This is a genomic window from Pseudomonas sp. ICMP 3272 (assembly GCF_001466905.1).
Lineage (GTDB): Bacteria > Pseudomonadota > Gammaproteobacteria > Pseudomonadales > Pseudomonadaceae > Aquipseudomonas > Aquipseudomonas amygdali.
Genome location: NZ_LKEK01000001.1, coordinates 265,688 through 283,257, shown reverse-complemented (window position 1 = coordinate 283,257; position 17,570 = coordinate 265,688). Strand labels below are relative to the sequence as shown.

Genomic DNA, 17,570 nt, shown 5'->3' with positions numbered 1-17,570 from the left:
TATTTCAACGCTGATACGTCCTTGTTTTTGTTCTCGTTCGTGGCAGGTAGCCATGAACTTTTTACGCTCGCCGACTATTTTCGCTGAACTTTTGTAAAGGTTTGTAAGCTAGTGCTTACACACATTTAGAAACATTCTTCCGTGATGACGAGGTATCACCGATCTTTATGGTGGCCACCTTTGGCGTAGCGACAGCTTGCGATTGGCGGATTGTCCTACACTGAATCCTTTCAGTTAACTATCCCTTCCCTCCAATTTTGAGTCTACGCGCAACGAAATCCACTCGTTCGGATAGCCGAATGGCTGGGTGGCAAAAAGCTATCTCGTTTCGAGCCCGAAAACCGGGAGAATTTTGTAACCCTCCATGCCGAGGGTGAGCAGCGTTCGGAAAACCGAATGAATGAAAACCTGTGAGTAACGCTGTTCAGCGTTACGTGTAACGTCTTCCGTTTCCAATCAGTAAGTTAAGTTTCAATGTCGAACTTTTTGTTTTGGTTCGGTAGTTGGGTAACTTAATTTTCCTTGAGGGGGGACTGGTTAAGTGTGTGTTTCCCGTTTTTATTTCTTTCAGCCCGTTATTAGTTGAGCCCTTTCATGTGGCCTGTAACGGTACGTTGGTTTTTTATAAGTCGAGTCACTTTGCTGCACGGTTTTTTCTAATAATAAACCGTGTGATTACATGGTTTTTTGCCCGGGTCCAAGACGGGGCAGTCGGACGAACGGCCCGCACGCCGGGGGTTTTAAGATTTTTTTGAACGGTAAGCGCTTGATCGGAATGGAATATCGATAGATTAAACTAATCATCCCAACAGTCTGGCTCTATGCGGGTGTTGCTCGTCATATGACGATATTACTATGATAATAATTCTCAACTTTGTGAGCTTTTTCTCATTTCATGGGGAACTAAATTACTATATGTGTGCCTTGTAAGACGTGGTATTAATAGTCCGCTTGCCACCCACAGTGAGAGTGATCGATGAGCACAGACATTGATAAGGACGTCCGAGAGTGTTGGGACGTAACTGCATTATCCGCTGGTCATCAAATTGCAATGAACAGCGCATTTCTGGATATGGACTTGCTGCTGTGCGGGGAAACCGGGACGGGTAAAGACACCCTGGCCAATCGCGTTCATGAACTGTCCAGCAGGTCCGGGCCCTTTGTCGGCATGAACTGCGCTGCCATCCCCGAATCGTTGGCAGAAAGCCAGTTGTTCGGTGTCGTCAACGGCGCATTTACCGGTGTCTGCCGCGCTCGCGAGGGCTACATCGAGGCGTCCAGCGGCGGCACGCTTTACCTCGATGAAATCGACAGCATGCCGCTCAGCCTCCAGGCCAAGCTGCTTCGCGTGCTGGAGAGCCGGGGAGTCGAGCGGCTGGGCTCGACCGAATTCATTCCACTGGACCTGCGCGTGATTGCTTCCGCCCAGCGCCCTCTGGATGAACTGGTGGAACAAGGACTTTTTCGTCGCGACCTGTTTTTTCGGCTCAACGTGCTGACGCTCCACTTGCCAGCCTTGCGCAAACGTCGCGAACAGATCCTGCCATTGTTCGACCAGTTCACCCAGGAGATTGCCGCTGAGTTCCAACGTCCCGTTCCTGCACTGGATAACGGGCGTGTGCAGATCCTGCTCAGCCATGACTGGCCGGGCAACGTGCGCGAACTGAAATCCGCGGCCAAGCGGTTTGTGTTGGGGTTCCCGCTGCTGGGGGCCGAACCGATGGATGCTCGCGATCCGGTGACAGGTCTGCGCATGCAGATGCGCGTGATCGAAAAGATGCTTATTCAGGATGCGTTGAAGCGGCATCGACACAATGTCGACGCCGTGCTTCAGGAGCTCGAACTGCCTAGACGTACGCTTTACCACCGTATGAAGGAGCTGGGAGTTGCTGCATAGATCGCAGCAACGGCTGGAGTCCAAAAAGCTGATGTCTCGGGAGTCATGTGATGGATCTTGATGAGGGGTTTGATGACGACCTGGACGAGGAGCGTGTTCCAAATCTGGGGATCGTCGCTGAAAGCATTTCGCAACTCGGTATCGATGTGTTGCTGTCAGGCGAAACCGGAACCGGCAAAGACACGATTGCCCAGCGCATTCACGCAATGTCGGGTCGTAAAGGTCGCCTGGTTGCGATGAATTGCGCTGCGATTCCGGAGTCTCTGGCGGAGAGTGAGCTGTTTGGAGTGGTCAGCGGTGCGTACACCGGGGCTGACCGCTCCAGAGTCGGCTACATCGAAGCGGCACAAGGCGGAACGCTGTATCTGGATGAGATCGATAGCATGCCGCTTAGCCTGCAGGCCAAGCTGCTGAGGGTGCTCGAAACCCGAGCACTGGAGCGACTGGGTTCGACTTCGACGATCAAGCTGGATGTCTGCGTGATTGCTTCGGCCCAGTCGTCTCTGGATGATGCCGTCGAGCAAGGGAAATTTCGCCGCGATCTGTACTTTCGCCTTAACGTGCTGACACTCCAGCTGCCACCGTTGCGCACACAGCCTGAGCGCATTCAGCCCTTGTTCAAGCGCTTTCTGGCCACGGCTGCCAAAGAACTGGACGTTGCTCCGCCCGATGTCTGTCCGCTGCTCCAGCAGGTACTGTTGGGGCATGACTGGCCCGGCAACATTCGTGAGCTCAAGGCTGCTGCAAAACGTCATGTATTGGGTTTTCCGGTGCTGGGCGTCGACCCGCAGAGTGAAGAACACTTGGCCTGTGGGCTCAAATCCCAGCTGAGGGCGATTGAAAAGGCCCTGATTCAACAGTCACTCAAGCGTCACCGTAACTGCATTGATGCGGCAAGCCTGGAGCTGGACATGCCACGCCGCACGCTCTATCGACGTATCAAGGAGTTGCAGATCTGATTTTTTGCAGAGTGCTGGAACCGATTTAAGGGTCGTTACCACCTATCTGTACCAAGCAATTACGCTGGTACAGACCAAGGGGTATCACGTTATGAGCATCATGAGTTCTCTGACTAACGCGGGTCGCGGTGTCGTTAACACAGTGGGTGGCGCTGCGCAGGGTATCAACAGCGTCAAGAGCAGCGTCGACCGCAACACTGCACTGACCAAAAACACGGGTAGCACTGACAGTATCGATGCTACCCGCTCGAGCATCAGTAAAGGTGATGCAAAAAGCGCCGAGCTTGACGGCACTGCGAACGAAGAGAACGGCCTGCTGCGAGAGACGAGCATGCTGGCGGGCTTCGAAGACAAGAAAGAAGCGCTTTCCAACCAAATCGTTGCGAGCAAGATCCGGAACTCGGTCGTCCAGTTCTGATTTCTTGAATGCCCCTTCACACAGAGGGGGCTGCTACTTTGAGGAGGTTGTGATGCAGAGTCTCAGTCTTAATAACAGCACGCTGCAAAGCCCGACGATGGCGCTCGTTCTGATCCGTCCTGAAACCGAGACCACCGGGGCGAGTACATCCAGCCGGGCGCTTCAGGAAGTGATTGCGCAGCTTGCCCAGGAGCTGACCCATAATGGTCAACTGGACGAGAGCTCGCCATTGGGCAAGTTGCTCGGCAAAGCGATGGCCGCCAGTGGCAAGGCTGGCGGCGGCCTCGAGGACATCAAGGCTGCGCTGGACACGCTTATCCACGAAAAGCTGGGCGACAATTTTGGCGCTTCTGCCGACAACGCCTCGGATGCCGGACAACCCGACTTGATGACACAGGTGCTCAATGGCCTGGCCAAGTCGATGCTGAATGATCTTCTGACCAAGCAGGATGGCGGCACTCGTTTTTCCGAGGACGACATGCCGATGCTGAAAAAGATCGCGCAGTTCATGGACGACAACCCCTCACAGTTTCCCAAACCGGACTCGGGTTCGTGGGTGAACGAACTCAAGGAAGATAACTTCCTCGACGGCGACGAAACAGCACAGTTCCGCTCGGCACTCGACATCATCGGCCAGCAATTGGGCAGTCAACAGAATGCAGCCGGCGGTCTGGCGGGCGACAGCAGCGGTGGTGGCTTGGGCAGCCCTGTGAGCAATACGGAAAATTCGCCTGGTTCACTGGGTGACCCGCTTATCGACGCTAACACCGGCCCCGCCAGCAACAGCAATCCCAATGGTGATGTGGGCCAGTTGATCGGTGAGCTGATAGACCGAGGCCTGCAATCGGTATTGGCCGGTGGCGGCTTGGGAACACCTGTGAGCACCGCCAATACTGCCCTTGTGCCTGGCGGCGAACAGCCGAATCAGGATCTGGGTCAGTTACTCGGTGGCTTGCTGCAGAAAGGTCTGGAAGCGACGCTTCAGGATGCTGGCCAGACCGGCACCGGCGTGCAGTCCAGCGCTGCGCAAGTTGCCTTGCTGCTGGTCAACATGCTGCTGCAAAGCACTAAAAACCAGGCTGCTGCCTGATTGACACCCGCCTGACGGAGAACTCAAGTGACCATTTCCCACCTTGGTAATGTTAAAAACATCTCGCCGGAGCTCGGGCAGGATGTACCACAAGGGCTCGTTTCAGAACCTCCCCAGGCGGATGTCGATATCTTCACCGCCGCAACGCGTCCGGATAATGTCTCAAGCGGAGCACCGCTTTCCGAGCATATCGCCAGCGCGATTTCCGGTGGTCTGGGCGAAACCGAAAAAATGTCCCAGCAAGCCATGCGCTCCATGAAAAAGGCCTCGGGCAGCGGAGAGGCACTGGATATCGCGGCGATGACTCGCACATTGTCGCAATGCTCGCTGCAGACAGCGCTCACGACCAAAGTCGTCAGCAAGACTGCGCAGGCAATCGACAAGCTGACCAACCTGCAGTAGAGGTTCTCGTGAAATTTCTGAGCGCAGGGCTGCTGTTGTTTTGCATGTTGTTGCTTGGCGGGTGCAGTGATGAAACCGATCTGTTCACTGGCTTGTCCGAGCAGGACTCCAACGAGGTGGTTGCACGCCTTGCGGACCAGCACATCGATGCGCGCAAGCGCCTTGAAAAGACAGGTGTCGTGGTTACGGTCGCAGCCAGCGACATGAACCGCGCCGTACGCGTGCTTAACGCTGCCGGCCTGCCACGCCAGTCGCGCGCCAGTCTGGGCGACATCTTCAAGAAAGAAGGGGTCATTTCGACCCCTCTCGAAGAGCGTGCCCGCTACATCTATGCCCTGTCTCAGGAACTTGAAGCCACGCTGTCGCAGATAGACGGCGTTATCGTGGCCAGAGTGCATGTGGTGCTGCCGGAACGCATCGCTCCGGGCGAGCCGGTGCAACCTGCTTCTGCGGCGGTATTTATCAAGCACTCGGCTGCGCTGGACCCGGACAGTGTGCGTGGGCGTATTCAGCAGATGGTCGCCAGCAGCATCCCTGGCATGTCCACGCAATCGGCAGAATCGAAGAAATTCTCCATCGTTTTTGTACCGGCCACCGAGTTTCAGGAAACGACGCAATGGGCCAGCTTCGGACCGTTCAAGCTCGACAGCGAAGATTTGCCGTTCTGGCACCTGATGCTTTGGCTGGTACCGGCCGGTGTTGTCGTATTGCTGCTGATTATTGCGCTGCTGCTGCGCAGTGACTGGCGTGCCGCGCTGCTTCGGCGAATCGGGTTCGGCGCCCGGAGTCGATCAACCGTACCGGCGCGTGCCTGATGGAGCTGATTGCCGAGGAGCACTGGGTTCAATGGTGGTGCAACCCCTGGCAGTTTGCGCATCCGGACTGGCAACGCCGTTTTGCCTTGAACTGCGGGCTGACACTCAGTGACTGTGACGGGCTGATGGCCAGTCGTCACAGCGTATTTTTGCAGAGTGTCGGCATTGACCCCGATCAACCGCCGATGCCTGCCGAGCCGGTGTTGCGCTGGCTGGCGCTGACACCCATACAGCGTGACCGGGCGCTGGATCTGGCCGGGCGCATCTGCTTTTGCCGAAATGAAAGCGATGGCGCTGACGGGCAATGGTGCTGGGCGCTGACCAAAGCGCTGCGCCCCGGCGTCTGGCTGGAACTTGCCAACGAAGACCCTCGCTTGCTGTTGGGGGCCTGGCTGGGGCCTGAGTATTGGTCGCGATTGCGTCTGGCCTGGGCGCCAGATGAGCTTCCCGACACCCCGTGCGAGGCACCCGAGAATAAACTTCAGACGTTGTGGCAGGCCATTTTATGGCGTGTCACGGCGGTTTGAATTCGATCCGGTTCGCTCTGTATCAGGAATTCCCCATGCTCGCCAAACGCAGTATTACGCTGACTGCCACTGCGCTTCTGCCTGAACCTGTGCTGCGTCGTGAAGACATTGCCAACAGCCTGCTGGCTCGCGATGTTCTGGCCGACGCGCAGCGCCAGGCAGAGCAAATGCTGGTTCTCGAACAAGAGAAGGCCGACCTGCTGCATCAGCAGGCGCTGGTCAGCTTCTGGGAAAACGCCAATGCGTTCCTCGCTCAATTGCAGGTGCAGCGTGAAGTGTTACAGCAGCAAGCAATGACCGCCATAGAGGAATTGCTCAGCGAGTCACTTCGGCACCTGCTTGACGACACGACGCTGGCCGAGCGCGCCAGGGCACTGGTGAAAAATCTCGCGGCCAGTCAGCTCAACGAAGCGGTGGCGACCCTCAGCGTTCACCCCGATATGGCCGAGCCGGTCGCCGAGTGGCTGGCTGACAGCCGGTTTGCCCAATACTGGCAGCTCAAGCGCGACGCATCGCTGACCACCGAAAGCCTGCGCCTGAGCGACGCCAATGGCGCGTTCGACATCGATTGGGCGACGCTGCGCAACGGGCTGGCAGGCCGTGACTCGTCTGCCTGAAACAGGCTCTTGCGCCGAAAATGGAACCGCACCAGCCGTTTGCTCCACTCAAGGTTTGAACCTTCCTGCTGGAGTAAAAGGACATGATAAGTTTCAAATCTCTGCAAAATAACCTCGACAGCACGCTGAATCGCGCCTTGTCCGACGTGGATGACGTGCTTGAGGGTGGCAACGGGCATTTTACTGCCGACGACATTGATGCCTTCGGTGAGGCAAGTCAGCAGGCCGCTGTCAGCTCCAACATCGCTGACCAGTGCCAGCAAGCCGGCTACAAAATGACCAAAAATGTCATCGATGGATTTCAGTGAGTTCGCTGAGGTCGTCGGCCAGTGGTGTGATCAGCGTCCGGCGACTGCGCTGGACTGCTGGGTCGACGACGCCAACGCCCGCCTGGAAGTGGTTGGTCATGGAATACGTTGCAGCATCGAGCTGCTCGATCCCTACGATGCCAATGACTCCCAACGCATCGAGGCGTTGCTCAGCCACGGGGGTGCCAGTCTTGCGTGTGCCTGTGATGGCGCCTTCGCCATTGATCCGCAGACCCGCTGCATGGTCCTGGTCACCTGGATACCCAACCCCTGCAACCTCGCCGATCTACTCGATCGCCTTGAAAGCCTGGCCAATCAGCGTGCGGCCTTGCTCAGCCTGATGCATACCACCATTGGCGACATGACGCCCGCGATATCCGGGCGCACGACCCTCAATCACCGGCAACCGGGAGTTTGAAATGCGCAAGGCCTTGATGTGGTTGCCTTTATTGTTGATCGGGTTGACCCCTGTTACATGGGCGGTCACCCCCGAAGCCTGGAAACACACGGCTTACGCCTACGACGCCCGGCAGACTGAACTGACCACGGCGCTGGCTGACTTTGCCAAAGAGTTCGGCATGGCGCTGGACATGCCGTCCATTCCAGGAACGCTCGATGGCCGGATTCGTGCCCAGAGCCCGGAAGAGTTTCTCGACCGGCTTGGTCAGGAATACCACTTCCAGTGGTTTGTCTATAACGACACGCTCTACGTCAGCCCGTCCAGCGAACACACCTCGGCGCGCGTAGAAGTCTCATCCGATGCGGTAGATGACTTGCAGACGGCGTTGACCGATGTAGGCCTGCTGGATAAACGCTTTGGCTGGGGCGTTCTGCCTAACGAGGGTGTGGTGCTGGTTCGCGGCCCGGCAAAATATGTGGAACTGGTGCGTGACTACAGCAAAAAAGTCGAGACGCCGGAAAAGGGCGACAAGCAAGACATTGTTGTGTTTCCGCTCAAATACGCCAACGCGTCGGACCGGACCATTCGTTATCGTGATCAACAACTGACAGTAGCGGGTGTCGCCAGCATTCTTCAGGATTTGCTCGACACGCGTTCTCGCGGCGAAGCCATCAATGGCATCAACCTGTTGGGGCACGGTGGCGCAAATGCCGGACTCGCGGGTGGCGGCGCGGACACTCAAAGCCTGCCTCTGGATTCCAGCGGCATCGATACCGGCGCCTTGCAACAGGGCCTTGATCGGGTGTTGAGCTATGGCAGCGGCAGCAAGAAATCCGGGAAAAGCCGTTCCGGTGGCCGCGCGAACATTCGTGTAACCGCCGATGTGCGCAACAACGCGGTGCTGATCTATGACCTGCCTTCGCGCAAACCAATGTACGAGAAACTCATCAAGGAACTGGACGTCTCACGCAACCTGATCGAAATCGATGCGGTGATCCTCGACATTGATCGCAACGAGCTGGCGGAGCTCTCCAGTCGCTGGAATTTCAACGCAGGCAGCGTCGGCGGTGGCGTCAACCTGTTCGACGCGGGCACCAGTTCGACGATGTTCATTCAGAACGCGGGCAAGTTTTCTGCAGAGTTGCACGCGCTGGAAGGCAACGGTTCAGCGTCCGTGATCGGCAACCCGTCCATTCTTACCCTGGAAAATCAGCCGGCTGTCATTGACTTCAGTCGTACTGAATACATCACGGCGACCTCAGAACGCGTCGCCAATATCGAGCCCATCACCGCCGGGACCAGTCTGCAAGTGATCCCGCGTTCACTGGACCACGATGGCAAGCCTCAGGTGCAACTGATCGTCGACATTGAAGACGGCCAGATCGATATCTCCGATATCAACGATACACAACCCAGCGTGCGCAAAGGCAATGTCAGCACCCAAGCCGTCATCGCCGAACATGGTTCGCTGGTGATCGGCGGTTTCCACGGGCTGGAAGCCAATGACAAGGTCCACAAGATCCCCTTGCTGGGCGACATTCCCTACATCGGCAAGCTGTTGTTCCAGTCCCGCAGCCGCGAACTGAGCCAGCGCGAACGTCTGTTCATTCTGACGCCGCGGCTGATTGGTGATCAGGTCAACCCGGCTCGCTATGTGCAAAACGGTAACCCGCATGACGTCGATGATCAGATGAAAAGGATCAAGGAGCGACGCGACGGTGGAGAGTTGCCGACCCGTGGCGATGTCCAGAAGGTCTTCACCCAGATGGTCGATGGAACTGCCCCCGTGGGTATGCGTACCGGCGAAACACTGCCATTTGAAACCGATAGCCTTTGTGATCCGGGCGCGGGGCTGACGCTCGACGGTCAACGTTCGCAGTGGTACGCCAGAAAGGATTGGGGTGTTGCGGTTGTCGTGGCGCACAACAATACCGACAAACCGGTACGTATCGACGAGAGCCGCTGCGGCGGTCGCTGGGTCATCGGCGTTGCCGCCTGGCCTCACGCCTGGCTGCAACCGGGTGAAGAGAGCGAGGTATATATCGCTGTGCGCCAGCCACAGATATCGAAAATGGCGAAAGAGAGTCGGCCATCACTGCTCAAGGGAGCGAAACCATGAAGATCAGTAGCATTGCAGTTGTGCTGGTGCTGTTCGCTACCCTGTCGGGGTGTGCCACCCATGGCTGTACGGGAGTTGCCTGCAAACGTCCGGACTCCACAAACCGCGAACTGGTCATCTGGTGGCCGCCGGACATGCGCGACGGTCTGGACGACCAGGACCACGAGCGGGATTACACTGTCGTGAAGTTAAAGGATTAGAAATGATTGAGGTAAAGGAAAAAGCGGCGTTCTACTACAACGTTGCTGCCCAGAGCCCTGCGGTCTGGCCGGTGGCAAACGGGGTGTCCTTCGTCAGTCGGCGTGAGCATCATGACTGGGGCATCGCGCTGCACATCGAGGGGCGTGCGCTGCGTCCCGAGCAACTGAGAGAGGCGCTGCAAATGAGGTTCTCAGAGGCCGAGCGGTTCAGAAACTACTTTCTGTTTCTGGATGTACAGCGTGATTTTGTAGTGTGGCATGCCGTAAGCGACGCGCCGGATGCCGTCACCAACCTGGATGACATCCGGCGGCATGAGCTGATGCTGGCAGGCCTGGAACACCTGGCTTAGGCAATTCGGCCAGCATGAAAGAAGACCGCCCCTGCAGAGGAGGCGGTCTTTTTTTTGGGCAGCTGGAGCTGCAGGCACGAGCTACAGGTAAGGTAATGTTGAGGATTGTTTCAGGACGCGGTCTTCTAGAGGCTAGAGATTGAAACAGGGCGTGGGGGAGGGCTGGTGCATAAGCACCTGTTACGCCTGGCTTGCAGCTCCCAGCCTAAAGCTCCACCTCAACCTGAATCACTTCATCGGTGATTTCATCCAGCTGGCGAACCACTTTGTAGATGTGCCCGACAGCTTGCAGCGTGGGGCGAGGGATGTATTTGCCCACCTTGGCGCGGTACAGCGTCCTTGTCAGCCAGATGCTCTGTACCACCGGGATACCGGCCTTTTTGGCCCGCGCAATCAGCGCCAGCGCTTCCTCGTCCTCACCCTTGCAATGAATCAGCGGTAGAGGCGTCTCGCCTGGCCGGTAATACAGCGCCACCGCGTAGTGCGTAGGGTTGACCAACAGCATGTCCGCTTCCTCCACCGGATTGGGGGCGGTGCTGGGCTCCTGGTTGAGGATTTCATGGGACAGTTGTCGACGATGGCCTTTGACATGAGGATCGCCTTCGGACTGTTTGTATTCTTTTTTGATGTCCTCGTGGCTCATGCGCAGCTTCTTGGCGTGAAAGTATTTCTGCATGGCGAAGTCGACCATGGCGACGACTAGCAGCAACCCCAGAATCACGCGCAAAATATGGCGAAAGAGTTCGACCAATGCGTGCCAGTACGTCGTCAGGTCGCTGTTGGCCAGCAGGATAAGAGCACCAAGCGCGGGCTTGACCTGCATGTACAAGGTCGCGCCAATGGCGACAGCCTTGAGGACACTGAGCAGCAGGTTGAGGATGTTCTGCCCGGAAAACATCTGCTTGGCATGCGAGAAGGGGTTGATCTTGTTGATGTCCAGCTTCAAGGCCTTGGGCGCGAACAGAAAGCCGATCTGCATCCAGCTGCTGACCAGGCGCATCAGCATGGCCATGCCGACGCTGCATAACGTGAAGCTGAGCAACACGGAAAGGCCTTCGCTGGCGATCAGCTCGACGGATGCAGCAAAGCTCCGGTCAATACCTTTGAAAGACAGCGCCAGCAAGGATTGCAATCGGTCGACGCTGTCATCGGCCAGGCCCAGGGTGATTTCACTGACGACCATCAGCACCAGCAGTTTGCCAAGGTCCTGACTCTGCCCCACCTGACCTTTTTCGCGAGCGTCGCGTATCTGTTTGGGGGTAGCCTTTTCGGTTTTTTCACTCACGGCACTTGCACCAGAAGCGCCAGCAGCGACTTCAGATCAACCAGCTTCAACAGTTGACCGGTGCCCAGCTCCAGCAGCGTTGGCAGGTAGATCAACAGAAATGCCAGGCCAGCCATGCTTTTGGCTGGCATGGCCAGAATCGATACGTTCAACTGCTGTGCATACAGACCGATGATCGCAAAGGCGGCTTCGATCAATAGCAGCAGGGCAATGAAGGGTGCGGCATACAAAAGCATGTGCTGCATGGTCTGGTTGAGCTGTTCCAGAAAGATATCCAGGCCACCTGCGGTCATGCCCGGCAGCCAGGCAGTCGGTGGCCAGACGCTGTAGCTGTCCCAGATGACCTGAGTGATGAGTGAAAGGCCGCCAGTGAGAATCACCAGCATGATCAGGGTTTCCTGAAACAATTCGCCCAGCGGTGTGGCGTCCGGACCGAGTGCCGGGTTCAACTGGCCACCGCTGAGCGCCCCGCGCTGACTGTCGAGCAGGGCACCGACCGAGGCAAACATCCAGAACGGCGCATACAGCAACAGCCCCAATAGCGTCCCCAGTACCGCCTCTTTGATCATCAGGCCGCCGATGGCAAACCAGTTATCGTCAAGAGAACCCAGCGCGCGGCTGATTGCGGGGGCCGGGATCATCGCCAGCACGGCCACCACCGCATAGCGCAGCGGGCCTTTCAGGTATTTGAAACAGAAGGCTGGCACCAGAAGCATGCACGGCAGCAGGCGCGCCATCGCCAGACCCATGCCCAGCATGAATTGGAACGCTTCGTGGGCGTCGAAGGGCATTTAGTGATTGACCCCGGACCGTGCAATCAGGTCGAAGGCCATATTGATGAACTGAATCAGCTCGACGCCGATCCAGCGGCCGGTCATGGCCAGGGTCAGCCCGACCGCCCCGAGTTTGATGCCGAACGGCAGCGTCTGATCCTGAATCTGCATGAGTGCCTGCAGCAGCGAGGTGAGCACCCCGACCAGCACGGCGACACCCAGCGGCGGAGCGGTCAGGATGACGACCAGAAACATGCCTTGCTTGAACAACGCCAACGCTTCCATGGCCGCCTCACATATAGGAATAGAAGAGGCTGTCGAGCAGTCGGGACCAACCCGACACCAGCACGAACAGCAGCAGCTTGAGCGGCAACGACAGGGTCATCGGCGAGACCATCTGCATGCCCAGTGCGAGCAACAGGTTGGAAACAATCAGGTCGATGACGATGAAGGGAATGTAGATCAGAAAGCCGATCTCGAAACCGGCCTGCAACTCCGATAACACAAAGGCCGGAATCGCCAGCAAAAGGTCGTTCTTGTTGGCCTGGTCGGCCATTTCCTTGGGCCACATACGCTGGGTGTTTTCCAGCAGATGGGCGACCACATCCGGGTCGGTATTGCGGGTCATGAAGCGTTGCAGTGGCTCGATCACTGTTTTCAGACTGGCTTGCAGCTTGTCGGCGCTGCCCAGTTCCAGCGGGTGTTCATGGACCCGTTGCTGGATCTCATGCGCCACCGGGGCCATGACGAACATCGTGGCGGCCAGGGCAATGCCGTACAGGGCCATGTTCGGCGGCACCTGCTGAACGCCAATGGCGTTGCGGGTGATCAGCAGGGTCATGGCGATTTTCAGAAAGGCGGTGCAGACAATCAACAGAAAGGGGATCAGTGACAGCGAGCCGAGAAACAGCGCCAGCATGATCGGGTTTACGCCCTCCATGATCATGAGCGGGTCACCAGGCGGGTAATCTGCAGACCCAGGCGCCCCTCGACATCCACCAGCTCGCCCTCGGCCACCATCTGTTCGCCATGGCACAGTGTCGCGTGCCCCGGCGAAATGCCGGTGACTTCAATGATGGTCCCGGCATCCAGCCGGCGCAGTTCGGCGAGGGTCAGCCTGAGTTCACCGCAACGCAGGGTCAGGTCCAGCGCCAGCGAATCAAGGGCTTGGGGCTCGTCCTGTTCTTCCTGCGCTGCGTGATCGTCCGGTTCGGTCGTCGCATACCCGGATGGCTCGCCGTCGTCTTCTTCGGACCAGTGCTGTTCAGTCGACGGGTCTTCATAGTCGTCGAGCATCTCGACATCTTCCTGATACAGATCTTCAGTACTCATGGTGGCGGTGCTCCTCATGACTGAGCCGCAAAAAAAGACGCTGCGCGTGCTGGTCGGTCTGTGCCGCCCATTGCCGTCCTGCCAGGCTCAGGAACCCTTGACCGGCGCTGTCGAACTGGCAGTGGGCGGGCAGCACCACGTCACCGGGGCGCAGCGAGGCGATTTGTTCCAGGGTCAGCGACATTTCACCGATGATCAGGGGGCTGGCCACTGACCAGGACTCATCCACAGTGCGCATGCGGGCTTGCCAGGGCGCCGATTGCAGCAGCCTGAGCAGTGTGTCGGGCGTGGCATGCAAGTGCGCGTGAAGCTGCTCACCACCGCGCTGTACCTGAACCCGGCAGCCCAGGGTGAGTGCGTGCGGTCTGTTGTGCAGGGGTTCGATCGGTGCCAGCAGTCGGGCAATGGTCGGACTCAGGCGTTGATTGAACAGCTGCCAGTACCAGGCTTGTTGCTCGCCCCCGAGCGTAAAGGGGATATCGCCCAGCAGGCTGAGCAGCGCTTCGGCGTCGCTGAGCAAAAGGGGGCCGACGGCTGTGCTCAGCCAGACAGCACCTGCCGGTTCGCCTGTGTCGGCAAGCAGTGGCAACAGGGTCAGTTCGGCGTCCTGACCTGCGGCGCTGAAGCCCAGGCTTTGACCGGCACCCAGCTCACGCGTGGCCTTAGCCAGCAGGGCATCGACCTTGCGCAGACGCAGCGCGCTCATGCTGCAAGATCTTCATGCAGGTCCAGCTCAACGTCATGGCCGAGTGCCCGCGACAGTGAATCACGGCATGCGCCGGTATGACCCTGCAAACGTTTCAGAACGTCGCGACGGGCGAAGCCCAGCTGGATGCTCCAACGGTGTTCGGTTTTTTCGGCATTGACGCGTACTGTCCCCAGGCTGGGCATCAGCAGGGTAAACGCCAGCGGGCCGGCGGGCTGTTCGGGCAAGCGCTGCGCCAGCTCGTCGATCAATGGGGTCGGTACATTTTCGGCGTGCTCGGGCAGGGCGATGCTGCTGCCGCCGAAGCCTTGCTGATCAGGCTCTTCGCCGACCTGAGGTATCAGCAGTTGGGAAAAGAACAGGCCGTCGGCGCTCTCCGGTGTCTCTGTCGCCGAACGGTTTTGTGCGAAGCGGACCTTCGGCATGTCGGTACGCGTTGTACTGCCAAAAGCCGGTGGATTCTCATCAGCCTTGTCCGGTGCGCGCTGCGCGGGCGCAGAAGGCGGCGTGGCATGCACTACGGGTGGTGCCGTTGGCGCTTTGGCCGGGTGTTTGATCGGTGCGGTCATCGTCACTTAACCTTCTTCGTTGAGCGTCTCCTCCATGCAGGCGAGTTTCTCGACCGCGCGCTGAGACGCTTTGGCTTGCAGGCGCTTCTGCTCAAGCAACGCCTGCTGTTCGGCTACCCGCAATTGCTGTTGCTGCACGTCCTGCCGAATACAGGCCAGGCGGTCGAGCATGTGTTTTTCTTTCTCATGCCATCGGTCGATATCGTTCAGGCTGATGGTCTTTTCCAGGTGTTCCTGAGACAGGCCCTCGCGACGCCGCTTGTGGTTGTCACGTTCCTGATCCAACGATGCCCGTGTTTTTGATAAGTGGTCGAGCATCGATTTCAGTTCCACCTGCGCGTGGCGATGGGCCCGTTCAGCGCTCGCCTGACGATGCTGGCGCAGCGGGGTCAGCAAGCCGATCACCTGCTCAAGTGCTGCTCGCTGTGGGTCGTCTTCCAGTGTGTCGTCCATGGTCACTCCGGCAGTCGGGAGGTGAGCCGCAACAACCCGTCCAGGGTTTCCTGCAAGGGCACCGGTTCACGCAGGTCCTGGCGCAGAAATTCGTTGATGGCGTCATTCAGTTGCACGGCGCAATCGGTCACCGGGTCTGCCCCGGCCTGGTATTCGCCCAGACGCAGGAGCATTTCCACCTGCTTGTAGGCGGCCAGTAGCTGGCGCAGACGATTGTTCGCTCGCTGGTGTTCGCGGCCGGTGACATTGCTGAGGATCCGGCTGATGCTGGCGGACACGTCAATGGCAGGGTAATGCCCGCGCTCGGCCAGCTTGCGGGACAGCACGATGTGCCCGTCGAGCAATGAGCGCACTTCATCCGCCACCGGATCGTTCATCGAGTCCTGCTCGATCAGCACGGTGTAGAGGGCGGTGATCGAGCCGTTCTCGCTCATGCCGGCGCGCTCGACCAGGCGTGGCAGCAAGGTGTACACCGAGGGTGGCAGGCCGCCACGCCCCAACGGTTCGCCCGAGGCAATCCCGATCTCACGCTGCGCACGGGCAAACCGGGTCAGGGAGTCGAGCAGCAACAGCACTTTCTGGCCTCGTGCGCGGAATGCTTCGGCGATAGCGGTCGCGGTGAACGCTGCGCGAGCGCGCTCCATGCTTGAACGATCAGAGGTGGCACAGACCAGCACCGAGCGGGCGCGCAGGGTTGCGTCCAGTTCATGGTCGAGAAACTCGCGCAGCTCGCGGCCCCGTTCGCCGATCAGCCCGAAGACGATGACATCGCAGCCCATGTTGCGGGCCAGTTCGGCCATCAGTGTGGTCTTGCCGCAGCCAGCACCGGCGAACAGCCCCACACGTTGACCTTCGCCCAGGAGGATGGCGCTGTCGATGGCGCGTACCCCGGTGGGCAGGGCGTTGGTGATGCGCGGGCGCTGGGTGGGTGGCAAGGCGTCGGCGATCACCGGCAGTGTTTCGCGACGATCATCCGGTCCGGCAAAAGCACCGAGGCAATCACCGAGCAGCGGACGTCCGAAGCCATCCAGAACACAGCCCAGCAAACTGTCGTCAACGCCAATCCGGTGGGCGATGCCCAGCGGGCGGATCGGAGCCCCGACCTGAATTCCGTCGGGTGCGCCCAGGGCGCTGAGCAGCGTACATTCCTGAGTGAAACCGACTATTTCAGCCAACAGGAAACTGCCGTCGGCTTTGCTCACCTCGCAAAGATCGCCCACCTTGGCAGCAGGGATCTTGCATTCCAGCAGAATCCCGCGCACTGCACTGACCCGGCCACTGACGCGCACGGCGCTGTAGTCACGCAAGCGCGCTGCGTGGGTGTCTTTCCATTGGCTCAGTGCAGCATTCACCAGTTCACCTCAATGTGGCGATTGCCGTCGAATTGCAGGCGCTGATTGTCGATTCGCGTCAGGCGCAGGCCATCCACTTCGTCACCCACATAGATACGGCGGCCGTCTGCAGTCACCAGATGCGCATGCGGGCCGGTCATGATCTGAACCACCACGAAGGGCAGGGCGCTACGTGTGCTGGCGACGTTGTCGAACACCGTCACCGGCGATTCATAGCGGTCCTTGAAACGCTGCAGCATGCGTTGATAGACCAGCAGGGATTCCTCTTTGAGATCACCGTTAAGCACCAGCCCCTCGGCTGTTTCCTCCACGCTGACATCGGTCAGCAGCCGGTCGCTGAGCATGGTGCCCAACTGATGGCGGACTGCCTCCGCGCTGGTCAGGCGTATGCGTTTGTCGGCCGCGGGTTTGATGGTCTTTGCCGGTGTTGGAGATGTCTCTGCCGGTGCCTCTGCTGTGACCGAGGCCATGTGGCCGGGGCCTTGGTCCATTGCAATTGCGGGCGGGCGGGTCAGGCTCCAGGCGCTGCCGATGACACCCACCAGCAAACCGGCGATGATCCCTGTGGTACGGTTGAGCAATTGCGAGCGCGACTTGACCTTTTTCAGCGGCACATCATTGCGTGCTGGCTCGGGGTCAGCCTGTGGCTGTTTCGGGATGACTGCTGGCACTGAAGGCCACTCATCGTCTGCGGGCGAAACGCACAACCACACTGAACCCAACATGAACGCAGTGTTGAGTGTCAGGTCAATGCTGGGCCGGGCGTTACCTTCTTCGTCGCACACCGCGCCTTCTTCAGCGTTCAGTGTCCAGCTGTCGTCCAGGCGTTGCAGGCGGCAGTGCAGGCTTTCCACACCCGCGTCGTCCAGTGCCAGATCGTGTTGCGCGGCAGAGCCAATCGACCATTGCTCGCCCACCAGTGGCAAGGCTGCGCCTTGGTGCTGACCGTTCAGTACGCGTAATTCAAACATCTGAAAGTCTCCCTTTGCTCAAGCCTG

At 58.7% G+C, this 17,570-nt stretch carries 23 protein-coding genes; 13 read left to right on the top strand and 10 right to left on the bottom strand.

The window, feature by feature from the left end:
* Positions 1–976: 976 nt before the first annotated feature.
* The 13 genes from AO068_RS01405 to AO068_RS01345 all read left to right on the top strand — a co-directional run bounded on the left by AO068_RS01405 (position 977) and on the right by AO068_RS01345 (position 10,102).
* Positions 977–1,897, top strand: coding sequence for a sigma 54-interacting transcriptional regulator (locus tag AO068_RS01405; RefSeq protein WP_058407442.1), 921 nt, complete (start codon positions 977–979; stop codon positions 1,895–1,897).
* 50 nt (positions 1,898–1,947) lie between these two features.
* Positions 1,948–2,856 (top strand): sigma 54-interacting transcriptional regulator, encoded by a 909-nt coding sequence (locus AO068_RS01400; RefSeq protein ID WP_058399579.1) that lies wholly within the window; start codon positions 1,948–1,950, stop codon positions 2,854–2,856.
* A gap of 91 nt (positions 2,857–2,947) precedes the next feature.
* Positions 2,948–3,274 (top strand): hypothetical protein, encoded by a 327-nt coding sequence (locus tag AO068_RS01395; RefSeq protein ID WP_058399580.1) that lies wholly within the window; start codon positions 2,948–2,950, stop codon positions 3,272–3,274.
* Between the two features lie 52 nt (positions 3,275–3,326).
* Positions 3,327–4,364, top strand: a complete 1,038-nt coding sequence (hrpZ, locus tag AO068_RS01390; RefSeq protein WP_058399581.1) for a type III secretion system effector HrpZ — start codon at positions 3,327–3,329, stop codon at positions 4,362–4,364.
* 27 nt (positions 4,365–4,391) lie between these two features.
* Complete coding sequence (gene sctI / locus AO068_RS01385; RefSeq protein WP_058399582.1) at positions 4,392–4,766, top strand: type III secretion system inner rod subunit SctI; 375 nt, start codon at positions 4,392–4,394, stop codon at positions 4,764–4,766.
* A gap of 8 nt (positions 4,767–4,774) precedes the next feature.
* The gene (gene sctJ, locus AO068_RS01380) at positions 4,775–5,581 is read left to right on the top strand and encodes a type III secretion system inner membrane ring lipoprotein SctJ (RefSeq protein WP_058399583.1); all 807 of its coding nucleotides are present in this window, start codon (positions 4,775–4,777) and stop codon (positions 5,579–5,581) included.
* Complete coding sequence (locus tag AO068_RS01375) at positions 5,581–6,108, top strand: hypothetical protein (RefSeq protein ID WP_058399584.1); 528 nt, start codon at positions 5,581–5,583, stop codon at positions 6,106–6,108. Before sctJ ends, AO068_RS01375 begins: the two co-directional genes overlap by 1 nt.
* Before the next feature lie 35 nt (positions 6,109–6,143).
* Positions 6,144–6,725: a type III secretion system stator protein SctL gene (sctL, locus tag AO068_RS01370; RefSeq protein ID WP_058407441.1), complete on the top strand. Its 582-nt coding sequence runs from the start codon at positions 6,144–6,146 to the stop codon at positions 6,723–6,725.
* Between the two features lie 83 nt (positions 6,726–6,808).
* Positions 6,809–7,033, top strand: coding sequence for a type III secretion protein (locus tag AO068_RS01365; protein WP_002552406.1), 225 nt, complete (start codon positions 6,809–6,811; stop codon positions 7,031–7,033).
* Positions 7,020–7,451, top strand: a complete 432-nt coding sequence (locus AO068_RS01360) for a type III secretion system protein HrpG (protein WP_058399586.1) — start codon at positions 7,020–7,022, stop codon at positions 7,449–7,451. The genes AO068_RS01365 and AO068_RS01360 overlap by 14 nt, the downstream gene beginning before the upstream one ends.
* Position 7,452: 1 nt before the next feature.
* Positions 7,453–9,552, top strand: a complete 2,100-nt coding sequence (sctC, locus tag AO068_RS01355; RefSeq protein WP_005778267.1) for a type III secretion system outer membrane ring subunit SctC — start codon at positions 7,453–7,455, stop codon at positions 9,550–9,552.
* Positions 9,549–9,752 (top strand): HrpT family type III secretion system protein, encoded by a 204-nt coding sequence (gene hrpT, locus AO068_RS01350; RefSeq protein ID WP_002552409.1) that lies wholly within the window; start codon positions 9,549–9,551, stop codon positions 9,750–9,752. The genes sctC and hrpT overlap by 4 nt, the downstream gene beginning before the upstream one ends.
* 2 nt (positions 9,753–9,754) lie before the next feature.
* Positions 9,755–10,102 carry a hypothetical protein gene (locus AO068_RS01345; protein WP_002552410.1) on the top strand — a complete coding sequence of 116 codons (348 nt, stop codon included), beginning with the start codon at positions 9,755–9,757 and terminating at the stop codon, positions 10,100–10,102.
* Between the two features lie 205 nt (positions 10,103–10,307).
* On the opposite strand, the gene sctU is transcribed toward AO068_RS01345, so the two are convergent.
* Genes sctU through sctD form a run of 10 tightly spaced genes read right to left on the bottom strand, consistent with a single transcriptional unit; the run spans position 10,308 to position 17,543 of the window.
* On the bottom strand, positions 10,308–11,387 hold the full coding sequence (sctU, locus tag AO068_RS01340; RefSeq protein ID WP_058407440.1) for a type III secretion system export apparatus subunit SctU: 1,080 nt from the start codon (positions 11,385–11,387) through the stop codon (positions 10,308–10,310).
* Positions 11,384–12,178 (bottom strand): type III secretion system export apparatus subunit SctT, encoded by a 795-nt coding sequence (sctT, locus tag AO068_RS01335; protein WP_058407439.1) that lies wholly within the window; start codon positions 12,176–12,178, stop codon positions 11,384–11,386. Before sctT ends, sctU begins: the two co-directional genes overlap by 4 nt.
* On the bottom strand, positions 12,179–12,445 hold the full coding sequence (gene sctS, locus AO068_RS01330) for a type III secretion system export apparatus subunit SctS (RefSeq protein WP_002552413.1): 267 nt from the start codon (positions 12,443–12,445) through the stop codon (positions 12,179–12,181).
* A 7-nt stretch (positions 12,446–12,452) separates the two neighbouring features.
* Positions 12,453–13,106: a type III secretion system export apparatus subunit SctR gene (gene sctR, locus AO068_RS01325; protein ID WP_057430737.1), complete on the bottom strand. Its 654-nt coding sequence runs from the start codon at positions 13,104–13,106 to the stop codon at positions 12,453–12,455.
* Positions 13,103–13,492 carry a FliM/FliN family flagellar motor switch protein gene (locus AO068_RS01320; RefSeq protein ID WP_058407438.1) on the bottom strand — a complete coding sequence of 130 codons (390 nt, stop codon included), beginning with the start codon at positions 13,490–13,492 and terminating at the stop codon, positions 13,103–13,105. The genes sctR and AO068_RS01320 overlap by 4 nt, the downstream gene beginning before the upstream one ends.
* Complete coding sequence (locus AO068_RS01315; RefSeq protein ID WP_058407437.1) at positions 13,482–14,198, bottom strand: hypothetical protein; 717 nt, start codon at positions 14,196–14,198, stop codon at positions 13,482–13,484. The genes AO068_RS01320 and AO068_RS01315 overlap by 11 nt, the downstream gene beginning before the upstream one ends.
* Positions 14,195–14,767, bottom strand: a complete 573-nt coding sequence (locus AO068_RS01310) for a type III secretion system HrpP C-terminal domain-containing protein (protein ID WP_058407436.1) — start codon at positions 14,765–14,767, stop codon at positions 14,195–14,197. Before AO068_RS01310 ends, AO068_RS01315 begins: the two co-directional genes overlap by 4 nt.
* Before the next feature lie 6 nt (positions 14,768–14,773).
* Positions 14,774–15,220 carry a YscO family type III secretion system apparatus protein gene (locus AO068_RS01305; protein WP_005778280.1) on the bottom strand — a complete coding sequence of 149 codons (447 nt, stop codon included), beginning with the start codon at positions 15,218–15,220 and terminating at the stop codon, positions 14,774–14,776.
* Between the two features lie 2 nt (positions 15,221–15,222).
* Complete coding sequence (locus AO068_RS01300) at positions 15,223–16,572, bottom strand: FliI/YscN family ATPase (protein WP_058399592.1); 1,350 nt, start codon at positions 16,570–16,572, stop codon at positions 15,223–15,225.
* A complete protein-coding gene (gene sctD / locus AO068_RS01295; RefSeq protein WP_058407435.1) occupies positions 16,569–17,543 on the bottom strand; it encodes a type III secretion system inner membrane ring subunit SctD in 975 nt (324 codons plus the stop codon). The genes AO068_RS01300 and sctD overlap by 4 nt, the downstream gene beginning before the upstream one ends.
* Between the last annotated feature and the right edge of the window lie 27 nt (positions 17,544–17,570).